A 12,994-nucleotide genomic window follows, 5' to 3' on the forward strand; every position below is an offset into this window, starting at 1 on the left:
CATGGCCCAGCTCGCCATGGTGATGAACCTGGACAAATGCATCGGATGCCACACCTGCAGCGTCACCTGCAAACAGGCGTGGACCAACCGCGGCGGCACCGAATACGTGTGGTTCAACAATGTGGAGACCCGGCCCGGTCAGGGTTATCCGCGCCAGTACCAGGACCAGGAGAAATGGAAGGGCGGGTGGACGCTGACCAAACGCGGGAAGCTCACCCTCAAATCCGGCTCCCGACTCAAGCGCCTGCTCAATATCTTCGCCAACCCGGAACTGCCGACGGTCTCGGACTACTACGAGCCGTGGAGTTACGACTACGACAATCTGCTGTCGTCCCCGCCCATCGACACCACGCCGGTCGCGCGGCCGAAATCGCTCATCACCGGTGAGGACACCCAGGTCACCTGGGGTGCGAACTGGGACGACGACCTCGGTTCCGGACCCGAACAGGTCGGCCGCGACCCGCTGCTGGCGCGACTGTCCGACCAGGTCAAACTCGAATTCGAGCAGACCTTCATGTTCTATCTGCCACGCATCTGCGAACACTGCCTGAATCCGTCCTGCGCGGCGTCGTGCCCATCGGGTGCGATCTACAAGCGGGCCGAGGACGGCATCGTGCTGGTCGACCAGGACAAATGCCGCGGGTGGCGGCAGTGCGTCACCGGGTGCCCGTACAAGAAGATCTACTTCAACCACAAGACCGGCAAAGCCGAGAAATGCACGTTCTGCTATCCGCGCGTCGAGGTCGGCATTCCGACGGTGTGCTCGGAAACCTGCGTCGGGCGGCTGCGCTATATCGGCGTGATGCTCTACGACGCCGACAAAGTGCAGGAAGCGGCCTCGGTCACCGCGACCGAGGATCTGTATCCCTCCCAGCTCGGCGTCTTCCTCAACCCGCACGACCCGAGGGTGATCACCGAGGCCGAGCGGGCGGGCATCTCCCCGGAATGGATTCAGGCGGCCCAGGATTCGCCGGTCTACAAGCTGATCGTCGACTATCAGATCGCGCTGCCGCTGCATCCGGAATACCGCACCATGCCGATGGTCTGGTACGTGCCGCCGCTGTCGCCGGTGGTCGACGTGCTGTCGGAGACCGGACATGACGGCGAGAACGCATCCAACCTGTTCGGCGCCATCGACGCGCTGCGCATCCCGGTGGAATACCTCGCCGAACTGTTCACCGCCGGTGACGTCGGCCCGGTGCGCGCCGCCCTGCAACGCCTCGCCGGGATGCGCTCGTTCATGCGCTCGGTGAACCTCGGCGTCGAACCCGATCCGTCGATCGCGCCGTCGGTGCGGCTGGAACCGGAGGAGATCGAGGCCATGTACCGGTTGCTCGCGATCGCCAAATACGAACACCGGTATGTGATTCCGAACGGCGCCGGTTCCGAGGCGCATCAGCTCGACGCCCTCGCCACCGGATGCAGTCTGGACAACGACGGTGGACCCGGCATGACCGCGTTCGACCAGATGGTGGAGAAGTTCCACCTCACCGACACCAATGGTGCTGCGCCGCAGGAGAAGTCGAATCGGATCAATCTGCTCAACTGGGACGGGCAGAACACCGAAGGATTGGTGCCGACCGCCAACGGAAGCGAAAGTCCCTCTCGTGAGTCGGTACTCGCCTCGGTAGCCAACGGTTCGGCGGCCGCGTCGAACGGTGCGGCAGGCAATGGAGCCGTCGTCTCGAACAGCGTCGTCGGCGACAACGGCAACGGCAACGGCACCAACGGCAACGGCAACGGCTCGAACGGCAATGGCTCGAACGGCGGGTCGAACGGCCAGGCCACCGGCGGCGGCCGAAGCAATGGCACCGCCGCGGACAGCATCAACGGCGCTGCTGGAAACGGGTCGGCGGACCATGCGGGCAACGGCGCCGCGCACAGTCCGTCGACCCGGCCCGGCGCCACGCGGACCGACGGCGAGGCGGGCACCACATCCACCAATGGAGCGGCGCAATGAGCCTGTTGAAGATTCGCCGACGCCCCGAGCCCGCGGTGCAGGTCTGCGAACGTGACCGCCGCCTGGTCTGGCGTCTGGCCGCACTGCTGCTCGACTATCCGGGCGCCGACACCTTGGCCATGCTGGACGACCTGTCCGCCGCCGCCGCGCAACTGCCCGACCACCTGCGCACCGGTTTCGAGGACCTGCTGGCCCACCTGCGCGCCACGCCGCCCATCGACCTCGCCGCGGCCTACGTGGAGACCTTCGACATGCGCAGGCGTGCCAGCCTGCACCTGACCTTCTACGCCTACGGCGACACCCGCAAGCGCGGAATGGCGCTGCTGCGGTTCAAACACGCCTACCGGCACGCCGGGGTCGAACTCGGCGATCAGGAACTGCCCGATCACCTTCCCGTACTGCTCGAATTCGCGGCCACCGTCGACCCCGTCGGCGGCGAACGGCTGCTCGGCGAACACCTGCCGGTGCTCGAGCTGCTGCGGCTCTCCTTGTCCGACAGCGGTTCTCCCTACGCGAGCCTGCTCGGCGCTGTGGTCGCGACCATGCCGCCGCTGACCACCGCCGACCGCCGCCGGATCGCCGAACTCGCGGCGCAGGGTCCGCCCGAGGAAGAAGTCGGGCTCGAACCGTTCGCGATGGACCCGACGATGTTCACCCAGTCGGAAGGCCGCCGATGAACTACGCCCCGCACCTGCCCACCGAACTGTGGCTGATCCTGCCCTACGTGGCGTTCACCTCGTTCGTGCTCGGACACGTCTGGCGCTACCGCAACGACCAGTTCGGTTGGACCACCCGGTCTTCGCAGATCTACGAGAGCCGCCTGCTTCGCCTCGGCAGTCCGCTGTTCCACTTCGGCATGCTCGGAGTGTTCGGCGGACATGTGCTCGGCGTGCTGATCCCGGAATCGTGGACGGCAGCGGTCGGCATCTCCGAACACACCTACCACCTGATCGCCGTCAGCGCGGGCTCTGTCGCCGGACTCGCGGTGCTCGCGGGCGTCGCGATCCTGCTGTACCGGCGCTGGACGGTGACCGCGGTGCGCAAGGCAACCACCACCAACGACAAGGTGATGTACGCGCTGCTCGCGGCGGCGCTGGTCACCGGGCTGCTCAACACGTGGGGCAGCAACCTGGCGTGGGGCACCTACAACTACCGCGAGACCGTTTCCCCGTGGTTCCGCAGCCTGTTCAGCCTGAATCCGGAACCGGAACTGATGGTCGACACCCCGTGGACCTTCCAGCTGCACGGCCTGGTGGTGCTGACCCTGATCGGAATCTGGCCCTACACCCGACTCGTGCACATGTTCAGCGCCCCGATCGGCTACCTGACCAGGCCCTACATCGTCTACCGCCACAAGCAGTCCAACGCGCCCGACACCCGCCGGTACGCGCGCGCCTGGGATTCCCCGGTCACGCCGGAACGCTGGCGCTGATCTCTACCGGTCGTAGGCGGGCGCGCCGCCCGCCGCCGAAAGGGCGCGGCGCTGACTGCCGATCCACGCAAGCGGCGCGGAGGTCAGTCGCACTCCGGCGCCGGGGCGTCCTGGAAAAGCGGGAAGCCGAGCGGTGGGGCGTATACGACGTCAAGGATCAGCGGTTCGGCGCCGAGGTTGCGGCCGATGTGGACGTTCCACGTGCCCGCCGGTTCGTAGATGAACTCACCCGCGTGTAAGACAGGGCCGACGCAGTCCGGACCCGGATGGGTGAGGGTGCCGGACCGGACGAATCCGAAGACCGGGCCGTCGTGGTAGTGCCAGCCGGTGGATCCGCCGGGCGCAATCGTGATCTCCCTGACCACCAGATCGGTGCCTGCGACGAAGGGCGATAGCCCGGCCGGAATCTGGGTTCGGCCGAGAGTGACGGCGGTGATGTCCACTCCGGGTGTGGCCGTGGCACCACCGGCTCCGAGGACACCCGCACCGACCAGTGTTCCCGCGACGGCGGCGCGCACGAAATGCCTCATCGCGGCAGTCTAGCCGGCGGTCAGGACTTCGGCGGCAACGATCGCGCATACCCGACGCCGCGCTCGACCCATGCGCGCAACGCGGGCTGTTCACGTACCGCTTCACCGCGCACGCGAAGCCATCCGCGCAGGTCACGGCCGCGCATGACCATGGGACGCGCGTCGGTGGACGCGAGCAGTTCGTCGCCTTCGGCGGGATCGACGCGTACCAGCAGACCGCCCTCCCGACTCGCTGCCACCGCCATATGCCCGCCGACCAGGAAGGCGAGGCCGCCGAACATGCGCTTCTCCACCGCCTCGGGCGCGGCGGCGAGCAGTTCGTCGACCAGGTCACGGACGCGCTCTGCGAGTTCTTCGTCGTAAGCCATGCGCCCAGTGTCGCGCGAGGCACCGACACCCGCGCCCGGTCGGGGCCTACAGACCTGTGTCGTCAAACGCCACAGCCGCGTCACGGTCGGAGGTCACACGGAACATACTCGGCGCACACGCATCACCGGAGATCAGTGATGGGCGAGGTCGCACGCCACTTCGGACCGGTGCACGGACAGGCGCCGAAACCATCGCCTACGCCGTCACAGCACAACAGTCGCACGTCACACCGCGGAACCGACGCGGTCGCAGGCGGCGGCCTCGATATTCGCGAATTCCGCCCGGTTCAGACGCCGAGTGCGGTGGCGAATACCGGCCACGACCGGTGCACGTCATCCTGCCAGTACGGCCAGGCGTGGGTGCCGCCGCGCAATTCGACGGTCGCCGGGATCGCGAGGCGCGCGAGTTGGTCGACCAGCGGGCGGGTGCAGTTCGAGATCACCGTCTCCATGACGCCGCCAACCGCCACCCGGTCGAGCAACGCCCCGGGATTCGCGCCGATGCCTTGTGCGCCGAAGTTGTCGTGCGGTCCGGGCAGTCCGTTGCCCGCCGACACGTAGAGCGCCAGTCCGCGCAGGCGTTCGGCGTTCAGCACCGGATCGTTGGCGGTCCACGCCGGATTGTTCGGCGCGCCCCACATATTGGCGGCGTTCGCGCCGAAGACGGCCAACTCCGTGTTGATGAGCAGCTGGCCGAGCGGGTCGCTGGTGCGCGCGCAACCGCTGTACGCCCCGACCGCCCGGTACAGGCCGGGTGCGGCGATGGCGAGGTTCAGCGCCGAGGTCGCCGACATGGAGAGCCCCGCGACCGCGTTGCGGCCGGTCATGGCGAAACGCTCGTCGAGCAGCGGCGGGAGTTCGGCGGTCAGGAACGTGGTCCACTTGTTGCGGCCGAGTACCGGATCGTCGGCGATCCAGTCGGTGTAGTAGCTGGCCCGACCGCCCATCGGCACGATCACGTTCACCGGTTTGTCGGCGAAGAACTCCTCGACATCGGTCCGGCGCGGCCACGGCCCGCCGCTCTCACCGCCGTCCACCGCGTTCAGCAGGTACAGCGCGGGCGCACCGGGACCGGGATGCGACATCCACAGTGTGATCGGGCGGTTCATCGCGGCCGAATACACCACGACCTCGAGCTGCCGCCCGCCCAGCGGACGCACATCGAGAATCCGCGATTCGGAATCCGCCGCGGCGACCGGTGCGAACGCGAAGGCGGCCACAACGGTGAGGGCGGCGATCAGACAGCTCACGAACCGATGCATGACACCAGTCTCCCCCAGTCCGTCGCGCACCCGCGTGTCCGGCACGTTTCACGTTCTCACCGGGCGTGTTCCAGATCGTCCGACACAGACCGACCGGACGAATCGCGAACCCCGCCAACCGGCGATCCCGACGATGCCATCGACCCGGCCCTCGCGATGGCAGTACCGGGCCGTACCCCGCCAACGCTCAGATGTGCGGAATCACCGTTCGCAGTACGTCGTCGAGGGACGACGCCTCGATTCCGAAGGTCTCCCGCACGGCGCTCGCGTCCGCGACGAATTCGCGGTGCGAGAGATGGTAGGTCTCGAACACCTCGCCCCAGAACGGTTCGGTGAGCGCGAGCAGCGCGACCTCACGGTCGGTCATGACCTCGAGGCGCGGCGGCGCGACGCCCGCGAGTTCGGCCAGCCGGGTGGCGACCTCGCGCAGCGTGACATTCATGACCGGCGCGTGCCACGCCCGGCCCCAGGCGCGATCGTCGCGGGACACCGCGACCAGGGTGGCGGCGGCGTCGGTGATCGCGGTATAGGAATGGCGCGGGTCGAGGGCCTGCGGGACGAGCGCGGGGCGGCCGGTCAGCACCTGCCCCTGCACCATGAGCGTGAACGCCGATATCGCGCCCGCGCCGAGGAACTCCCCGGCCCTGACCTCGGTGACCCGCAGGCGTCCCGCGTGGTGCGCCGCCGCCGCGTCCCGCCACATGGCCGCGCGCACCGCCCCTTTCGGTCCCGTCGCGGCCTGCGGGGTGTCCTCGGTGACCGGGATGTCGGCGGGGCCGTAGCCGTACAGGTTGCCGAGCATCACCAGATCGGCGCCCACCTTCGCCGCCGACTCGAGGATGGCCCCGAACAATCGCGGAATCTCCTGCGGCCAAGTGTGATACGCGGGCGCGGCGGTGTTGAACACGGTGCGTGCGCCCGCGAGGAGCGGGACGAGCGCGTCCGTCTCGGCGGCGTCGGCGGCCACCGGTTCGATGTTCGGGTGGTGCGGCCCGATTCCGCTGCGGCTGATCACGCGAACCCGCGCACCGGCTTCGGCGAGCAGCAGCGCGGTGGCCGACGCGGTCGCGCCCCGGCCGATGACGACATGCGTTGGCATGCGAATTCCCTTCGGAGAAAGTCATTTTCAGAAGGTCGAAGCGATTTCCGACACCCTCGACTCTGCCCGTCGCGCAGTCGGTAGACTAGTGGCCGAACTGCCGGCTATCCCAAGGATTCGGCCATGAAATCGGTCGCGGTGATCGCGGTGCCCCCGGTCAAGACCTTCGATCTGTCCATGCCGCAGATGCTGCTCGGCGCCGTGCGCGTGGACGGACGGCCCGGCTACCGGGTAACGGTGTGCACCGCCGCACCGGGCATCGTCACCGCCGACACCGGTGGATTCGACGCGGTGATCCGCGCCGGACTGGCGGCAGTGACCACGGCCGACACCGTGATCGTGCCGAGTACCGGAGCTCGCGAACAGGTCGACCCGCCCACCATCGAGGCACTGCGCGCCGCCGCCGAGCGCGGGGCGCGGATCACCTCGATCTGCAGTGGCGCGTTCGTGCTCGCCGCGGCCGGACTGCTCGACGGCCGCACCGCGACCACCCACTGGGGACTCGCCGACGACCTGCGGCGCCTGCATCCGTCGGTCACCGTGCGCACCGACGCGCTGTTCATCGAGGACGGCCCGGTCACCACCGCCGCGGGCGCGGCCGCCGGAATAGACCTGTGCCTGCATCTGATTCGTACCGACTACGGCGCGACGGTCGCCAACGCGAGCGCGCGCCTGGCCGTGGTCACACCGGTCCGCCCCGGCGGCCAAGCGCAATTCGTGGAGACCGCGCTGCCGCCGGACGGCGGACAGTCCCTCGCGGGCACCCGCGAATGGGCCATGGCGAATCTCGACATCCCGCTGTCGCTCGACGATCTGGCCGCGCACGCGCGCACGAGCGTGCGCACCCTCAGCCGCCGCTTCCACGAGGAGACCGGTATGAGTCCGAGCAAATGGCTACTGCACCAACGCATTCACCGCGCCCGAGAACTGCTGGAATCCACCTCGCTGCCCATGGACCAGGTCGCGAGGCACAGCGGCATGGGCTCGGCGGAATCCCTGCGCCAGCACATGATCCGCCACGTCGGCCTCCCTCCGACCGCCTATCGCGCCGCCTTCACCCGCGATCCCGCCCGCCCGGCCTGATCACCCCGCGCGAATCCAGAAGCACACACGGAATTCGAACGCGAGACACCGCAACTTCGGTGTCGGGCAGCATGCCGAGCTCGCCTCGCGGGACGCCGTCGCTTCGACATTGGGCGGTCTCGCCGGACACCCTCGGGTGCGGGGCCTGGTCGCACCGGAAAGGGGCCGAGCGGAATTCAGATCGCGCGTGGGGTGAGGGTGCGGGTGGCGGCCGTGCGGTAGCGGTCGGCGATGAGGCGGACCACCGCGGGGTGGACGCCGATGGGGTCGGCGACGCCGTCGGCGCCCGCCTCGTGCAGGCGCTGCTGGAAAAGACCGTGTGCCAGCAGATATGACGCGATGAAGACGCGGCGGGCGCCGGAGGCACGCAGGTCGGCGACGACCTCGGCGACCTTGGGGGCGCCCGTGGCGACGTAACCGATGCGTACGGGTCCGCCGAGGCGTTCGGCGAGCAGGGCGGCCGCGCGGCGGACGTCCTTGCGTGCCCGCGCGTCGGAGGAGCCCGCCGCCGCGAAGACCACCGCGTCACCGGGGGTCCAGCCCGCGGCGCGCAGACGCACACCCATGATTCTGGCCAGCGCCGGATCCGGTCCCATGGCCGGGGTGACGGTGACGGCGGGATGGCCGCTGTCGGCTACTTCGCGCGGAACATCCTGGTAGACATGGTATCCGGAGGCCAGGAAGGCGGGCACCACGACCGCGGCGTCGCTGGAGCCCAGATCACGCAGCACCTCCGACGGCGACGGCCCGAGCACGTCGACGAAGGCGGTGCGAACGACGGGCACAGCCGTTGGACCCGCGTCCGGGGACACTCCGTTGCGGAGTTCCCGAGTGACCGCCTCGGCGAGCGCGGCGATCATCTCCACACCTCTTGTGCTCCGCGTACCGTGCGCCACGAGTACGAGAGCGGGGGCGCTCGCGCCCCCTTCGGTACCCCCGAAATACGATTGTGCCGCCGTCATATTCACCAACTCCCCAGCGGCTGGGCGTAGCGCGGGGCGCGTACCGGCGCGCCGATGCCCGGCTGCGGCGGGCGCGGCAGGTCGGGCGAACCGACGAAGTTGTCGGTGCAGTCGACCGCGTCCATCGCGAGTCGATACCCGCGCTTGACGACCGTCTGAATGGCCTTCGGCGTGCCGAGTCCGGCGCGCAGCCTGGCGATGGCGGTCTCAACGGCGTGGGTGTCGTCACCGCCGCCGGGCAGCGCGGACAGCAGATCCTCGCGGGACACCACCCGGCCAGGCTGCCGGGCCAGCGAGCGCATCAACGCCATCGGCGCGGGCGCGAGCTGACGGACTTCACCGTCGACCACGACGCAACCGCCACGCACACTGATCTGATGACCCGCCGCCTGAATCCGGTTGGCGCGCCGCGGCAATTCCTCGGCCACATGCCGCGCGAGCGCACCGAGCCTGGCCCGCCCCGGCATCGAGGTCGGCACGCCGAGTTCTTCGAGCGGCGCCGCGGTGATCGGGCCGACACAGGCGGGCAGCACCCGCCCGCGCAGCGCGTGCAACACCCCTTCGAGCAGTCCGGTTTCCTTGGCGCGCATCAACATCGACGCCACGGCGGGCGCGCTGGTGAAGGTGACGCAGTCGAGGTTCGCGGTGACGACGGCCTCGATCAACTGATCCATCGGCCCACGGTCGGCGGGCGGAATCCAGCGATACACCGGGACAGCGACCACGTCGGCGCCCGCGCAGCGCAGCACCTCGCAGAAATCCGGAACCGGCTCCCACTCGGTGGTCGCGCCGTGCAACTGCACCGCGATGCGCACACCTTCCACACCTTCGGCGAGCAGGTGGTCGAGCACCTCGGCGGAGGACTCCGACGCGGGCGACCACTCCTCGCGCAGTTCGGCCGCGCGGATCGCGCCCTTGGCCTTCGGCCCGCGCGCCAGCATCCGGTTCCCGGCCAGCGTGATGCGAAGATCCTCGGCCAGCCCCCAGCCCTCGGCCGCCTCCATCCAGCCGCGGAACCCGATGCCGGTGGTCGCGACGGTGATCTGCGGCGGTTCGGCGACGAGTTTGCGCGTCACCCGCTCCAGTTCGGTGTCATCGGCCAGCGGAATGATGCGGATGGCAGGCGCCGAAACCACGGTGGCGCCGCGACGCGTGAGCAGGGTGGCGAACTCCTCGGCGCGCCGCGCCGCGGTGATGCCCACGGTGAATCCCGCGAGACTGGCGCTCGCGTCGGTTGTCGTCATAGGGGTTCATCCGTCCGAGGAATCGAGCGCGGACGTCACCGGCTCGTTGGATACCGAAACGATGCCGTCGTCCACACGCACCGCATATACCGGCAGCGCTGCCGACTCGTCGTCCAGGCAGCGCCCGTCGAGCAAGGAGAACGCCTGCTTCAGCAGCGGTGACGCGACGACGGGAACCCCGCCGCGGTCGCCGACGATCCCGCGCGACATGACCGCCGCCCGGCCGAACGGATCGATATTACCGACGGCGTAGACGGTGCCGTCGGCGAGCAGGAACAGGGCGGCCTGGCGGCCGCCTTTCAGTAGCACCGCGACACCGCGGCCGGGGATCAGATAGTCGAGTCGGCACGCCTGTGTCCAACCCGTGGCCGTGGCCTTGGCGATGCCGGGTGTGTCGATAACGGTCATCGGGTTCCTCCTCCGAACGCCTTAGTCATTGGTACCGGCGTCCTGTTTCCACGCGGTTAAGCGCTCATTTCTCGTGCGTGGCTGTGGTGGAGCCCACGCCTGCGGTGACCGGGATCTCGGGCAGTCCGAGCAGCACCGGAACCTTGCGCTCGCCGCTGTCGTCGAAGGAGATGGTCGGGTCGCTCTGCTCGGGGGCATTGACGAACGACACGAACCGCGACAACTTCTCCTCGTCGTCGAGCACCGCCGCCCATTCATCGCGGTAACCGTCGACATGCTTGGCCATCGCCGCCTCGAGTTCGTCGGCGATGCCGAGGCTGTCCTCGCAGACGACCGCCTTGAGGTAGTCCAAGCCGCCTTCCAGCGCCTCCTGCCACGGCGCGGTGCGCTGCAACCGGTCGGCGGTGCGGATGTAGAACATCAGGTAGCGGTCGATGTACTTGATCAGCGTCTCGTCGTCGAGTTCGCCCGCGAGCAGCACGGCGTGCTTGGGGGTGAGTCCGCCGTTGCCGCCGACATAGAGGTTCCAGCCGTTCTCGGTGGCGATGACGCCGACGTCCTTGCCGCGCGCCTCGGCGCATTCACGCGCGCACCCGGACACGGCCAGCTTCAGCTTGTGCGGGGAACGCAGTCCGCGGTAGCGCTTCTCCAGCAGCACGGCCATGCCGACCGAATCCTGCTGACCGTAGCGGCACCAGGTCGACCCGACGCAGCTCTTCACGGTGCGCAGCGACTTGCCGTAGGCGTGGCCGGACTCCATGCCCGCGTCGACGAGCCGCTTCCAGATCAACGGCAGCTGCTCCACACGCGCGCCGAACAGGTCGATGCGCTGACCGCCGGTCACCTTGACGTAGAGGCCGAACTCCTTGGCGACCTCGCCGATGGTGATGAGCTGCTCGGCGGTGACCTCGCCGCCCGGCATCCGGGGCACCACCGAATAGGTGCCGTTCTTCTGCAGGTTCGCCAGGAAGTGGTCGTTGGTGTCCTGGAGCGCGGCCTGTTCGCCGTCGAGGATGTGATCGCTCGAGGTCGAGGCGAGGATCGAGGCGACCGTCGGCTTGCAGATATCGCAGCCCGAGCCCTTGCCGTACTTGGCGAGCAGCCCCGAGAACGTGCGGATACCGGTAACCTGCACGATCTGGAACAGCTCGGCGCGCGACTGCTCGAAGTGCTCGCACAGCGCCTTCGACATCTCGACGCCGGACTGCTCGAGCAGCTTCTTGAGCATCGGGACGCAACCGCCGCACGAGGTGCCCGCGCTGGTGCAGCTCTTGATGGCGGGCACATCGCAGGCGCCCTCGCCGATGGCGCCGCAGATCGCGCCCTTGCTGACGTTGTTGCACGAGCAGATCTGCGCGTCGTCGGGCAGCGAGTCGGCGCCGAGTTCGGCGCCAGCGGGCGAGATCAGCGCGGCCGGTTCGGCGGGCAGCGGACGCCCGACCAGCGGACGCAGCGCCGAATACGCGGTGGCGTCGCCGACCAGGATGCCGCCGAGCAGGGTCTTGGCGTCGTCGGAGACGACCAGTTTGGCGTAGGTGCCCGCGGCGGCGTCGTGCAGCACCACCGAAAGCGCGCCCTCGGTGACGCCGTGCGCGTCGCCGAAGCTGGCCACGTCGACCCCGAGCAGCTTCAGCTTGGTCGACATGTCCGCGCCGGGGAATTCGCCCGCGCCGCCGAGCAGGCGGTCGGCGACGATCTCGGCGGTGGTGTAGCCCGGCGCGACGAGTCCGTAGCAGACCCCTTCGACCGCCGCGCATTCGCCGATCGCCCAGATGTTCTCGTCGGAGGTCTGCAAGCCGAGGTCGGTGATGATGCCGCCGCGCGGCCCCACCTCCAGACCCGCTTCCCTGGCGACCTCGTCGCGCGGGCGGATACCCGCGGAGAACACCACGAGCGAGGCGTCGATGCGTGACTCGTCGGACAGGGTCAGCGTCAGACCTTCGGCCGTGGTCTCGATCGATGAGGTGCCGACCCCGGTGTGCACGTTCAGGCCGAGGTCGGTGACCAGCCGCTCCAGGATCGCGCCGCCGCCCGCGTCGACCTGGGCGGGCATCAGCCGGTCGTTGTACTCGACCACGTGCGGGGTCATGCCGAGCAGACGCAGCGCGTTGGCGGCCTCGAGGCCGAGTAGACCGCCGCCGACCACGACGCCGTGCGCACCGGGTCCGGCGGCTTCGGCGGTCGCCCTGATCCCGTCGAGGTCGTCGATGGTGCGATAGACGAAGCAGCCGGGCAGGTCGTGACCGGGCACCGGCGGCACGAAGGCGTAGGAACCGGTGGCGAGGACCAGCGCGTCGTAGGCGATGGCGGCGCCGTCGGAGGTCACGACCTTGCGCGCCGCGCGGTCGATGGAGACGCCGCGCTGTCCGAGGCGCAGCTCGACCAGGTCGTCGCCCGCGTACTCGTTGCCGGGCAGCGCGAGCGCGGACGCGTCCCACGCGCCGACGTAGGCGGAGAGGCCGACGCGGTCGTAGGCGGCCCGGCTCTCCTCGCTGAGGACGATGACCTGCCACTTTCCGGCCTCGTCGCGGGAGCGCAGCGCCTCGACGAAGCGGTGCCCGACCATGCCGTGGCCGACTACCACCACGGTCTTGCGCTGTGTCGTCGGTTCGACGCTGGGGTTCATGGATGACCTCCGGTAGATGC

The 12,994-nt window shown here is 69.1% G+C and carries 12 protein-coding genes; 4 read left to right on the plus strand and 8 right to left on the minus strand.

Features of this window, described 5'->3' with window-relative positions:
- Nucleotide 1 precedes the first annotated feature (1 nt).
- From narH to narI, 3 genes are read left to right on the plus strand one after another with little or no spacing between them, the layout of a single operon-like run.
- On the plus strand, nucleotides 2-1,960 hold the full coding sequence (gene narH, locus IT779_RS05250; RefSeq protein ID WP_408637733.1) for a nitrate reductase subunit beta: 1,959 nt from the start codon (nucleotides 2-4) through the stop codon (nucleotides 1,958-1,960).
- Nucleotides 1,957-2,637, plus strand: coding sequence for a nitrate reductase molybdenum cofactor assembly chaperone (narJ, locus tag IT779_RS05255; RefSeq protein ID WP_196148032.1), 681 nt, complete (start codon nucleotides 1,957-1,959; stop codon nucleotides 2,635-2,637). The genes narH and narJ overlap by 4 nt, the downstream gene beginning before the upstream one ends.
- Complete coding sequence (gene narI, locus IT779_RS05260; protein WP_196148033.1) at nucleotides 2,634-3,392, plus strand: respiratory nitrate reductase subunit gamma; 759 nt, start codon at nucleotides 2,634-2,636, stop codon at nucleotides 3,390-3,392. The genes narJ and narI overlap by 4 nt, the downstream gene beginning before the upstream one ends.
- Nucleotides 3,393-3,475: 83 nt before the next feature.
- On the opposite strand, the gene IT779_RS05265 is transcribed toward narI, so the two are convergent.
- The 4 genes from IT779_RS05265 to IT779_RS05280 all read right to left on the minus strand — a co-directional run bounded on the left by IT779_RS05265 (nucleotide 3,476) and on the right by IT779_RS05280 (nucleotide 6,651).
- A complete protein-coding gene (locus IT779_RS05265; protein WP_196148034.1) occupies nucleotides 3,476-3,922 on the minus strand; it encodes a cupin domain-containing protein in 447 nt (148 codons plus the stop codon).
- Between the two features lie 20 nt (nucleotides 3,923-3,942).
- On the minus strand, nucleotides 3,943-4,290 hold the full coding sequence (locus IT779_RS05270; protein WP_196148035.1) for a TfoX/Sxy family protein: 348 nt from the start codon (nucleotides 4,288-4,290) through the stop codon (nucleotides 3,943-3,945).
- A 287-nt stretch (nucleotides 4,291-4,577) separates the two neighbouring features.
- A complete protein-coding gene (locus tag IT779_RS05275; RefSeq protein WP_196148036.1) occupies nucleotides 4,578-5,552 on the minus strand; it encodes an alpha/beta hydrolase in 975 nt (324 codons plus the stop codon).
- Nucleotides 5,553-5,739: 187 nt separating this feature from the next.
- Complete coding sequence (locus tag IT779_RS05280; RefSeq protein WP_196148037.1) at nucleotides 5,740-6,651, minus strand: NAD-dependent epimerase/dehydratase family protein; 912 nt, start codon at nucleotides 6,649-6,651, stop codon at nucleotides 5,740-5,742.
- A gap of 123 nt (nucleotides 6,652-6,774) precedes the next feature.
- Between IT779_RS05280 and IT779_RS05285 the strand changes: the two genes are divergently transcribed.
- Nucleotides 6,775-7,734 (plus strand): GlxA family transcriptional regulator, encoded by a 960-nt coding sequence (locus IT779_RS05285; RefSeq protein WP_196148038.1) that lies wholly within the window; start codon nucleotides 6,775-6,777, stop codon nucleotides 7,732-7,734.
- A 176-nt stretch (nucleotides 7,735-7,910) separates the two neighbouring features.
- Here IT779_RS05285 and IT779_RS05290 read toward each other — a convergent pair whose 3' ends face one another.
- The 4 genes from IT779_RS05290 to nirB form a co-directional block, all read right to left on the minus strand.
- Entirely contained in the window at nucleotides 7,911-8,696 is a 786-nt protein-coding gene (locus IT779_RS05290; protein WP_196148039.1) for a sirohydrochlorin chelatase, read from the minus strand.
- Between the two features lie 2 nt (nucleotides 8,697-8,698).
- The gene (locus tag IT779_RS05295; protein WP_196148040.1) at nucleotides 8,699-9,940 is read right to left on the minus strand and encodes a uroporphyrinogen-III synthase; all 1,242 of its coding nucleotides are present in this window, start codon (nucleotides 9,938-9,940) and stop codon (nucleotides 8,699-8,701) included.
- A gap of 6 nt (nucleotides 9,941-9,946) precedes the next feature.
- Nucleotides 9,947-10,348 carry a nitrite reductase small subunit NirD gene (gene nirD / locus IT779_RS05300; RefSeq protein WP_196148041.1) on the minus strand — a complete coding sequence of 134 codons (402 nt, stop codon included), beginning with the start codon at nucleotides 10,346-10,348 and terminating at the stop codon, nucleotides 9,947-9,949.
- Between the two features lie 64 nt (nucleotides 10,349-10,412).
- The gene (nirB, locus tag IT779_RS05305) at nucleotides 10,413-12,974 is read right to left on the minus strand and encodes a nitrite reductase large subunit NirB (protein ID WP_196148042.1); all 2,562 of its coding nucleotides are present in this window, start codon (nucleotides 12,972-12,974) and stop codon (nucleotides 10,413-10,415) included.
- Nucleotides 12,975-12,994: the final 20 nt, after the last annotated feature.

Source organism: Nocardia bovistercoris (genome assembly GCF_015674855.1).
GTDB lineage: Bacteria > Actinomycetota > Actinomycetes > Mycobacteriales > Mycobacteriaceae > Nocardia > Nocardia bovistercoris.

Bases quoted from the DNA above. Each gene is read 5' to 3' on its own strand.
- IT779_RS05275 (WP_196148036.1), bottom strand. From the start codon at position 5,552: ATGCATCGGTTCGTGAGCTGTCTGATCGCCGCCCTCACCGTTGTGGCC.
- IT779_RS05270 (WP_196148035.1), bottom strand. From the start codon at position 4,290: ATGGCTTACGACGAAGAACTCGCAGAGCGCGTCCGTGACCTGGTCGAC.
- IT779_RS05295 (WP_196148040.1), bottom strand. From the start codon at position 9,940: ATGACGACAACCGACGCGAGCGCCAGTCTCGCGGGATTCACCGTGGGC.
- nirD (WP_196148041.1), bottom strand. From the start codon at position 10,348: ATGACCGTTATCGACACACCCGGCATCGCCAAGGCCACGGCCACGGGT.
- IT779_RS05265 (WP_196148034.1), bottom strand. From the start codon at position 3,922: ATGAGGCATTTCGTGCGCGCCGCCGTCGCGGGAACACTGGTCGGTGCG.
- IT779_RS05285 (WP_196148038.1), top strand. From the start codon at position 6,775: ATGAAATCGGTCGCGGTGATCGCGGTGCCCCCGGTCAAGACCTTCGAT.
- narJ (WP_196148032.1), top strand. From the start codon at position 1,957: ATGAGCCTGTTGAAGATTCGCCGACGCCCCGAGCCCGCGGTGCAGGTC.
- narH (WP_408637733.1), top strand. From the start codon at position 2: ATGGCCCAGCTCGCCATGGTGATGAACCTGGACAAATGCATCGGATGC.
- IT779_RS05280 (WP_196148037.1), bottom strand. From the start codon at position 6,651: ATGCCAACGCATGTCGTCATCGGCCGGGGCGCGACCGCGTCGGCCACC.
- IT779_RS05290 (WP_196148039.1), bottom strand. From the start codon at position 8,696: ATGACGGCGGCACAATCGTATTTCGGGGGTACCGAAGGGGGCGCGAGC.
- narI (WP_196148033.1), top strand. From the start codon at position 2,634: ATGAACTACGCCCCGCACCTGCCCACCGAACTGTGGCTGATCCTGCCC.
- nirB (WP_196148042.1), bottom strand. From the start codon at position 12,974: ATGAACCCCAGCGTCGAACCGACGACACAGCGCAAGACCGTGGTGGTA.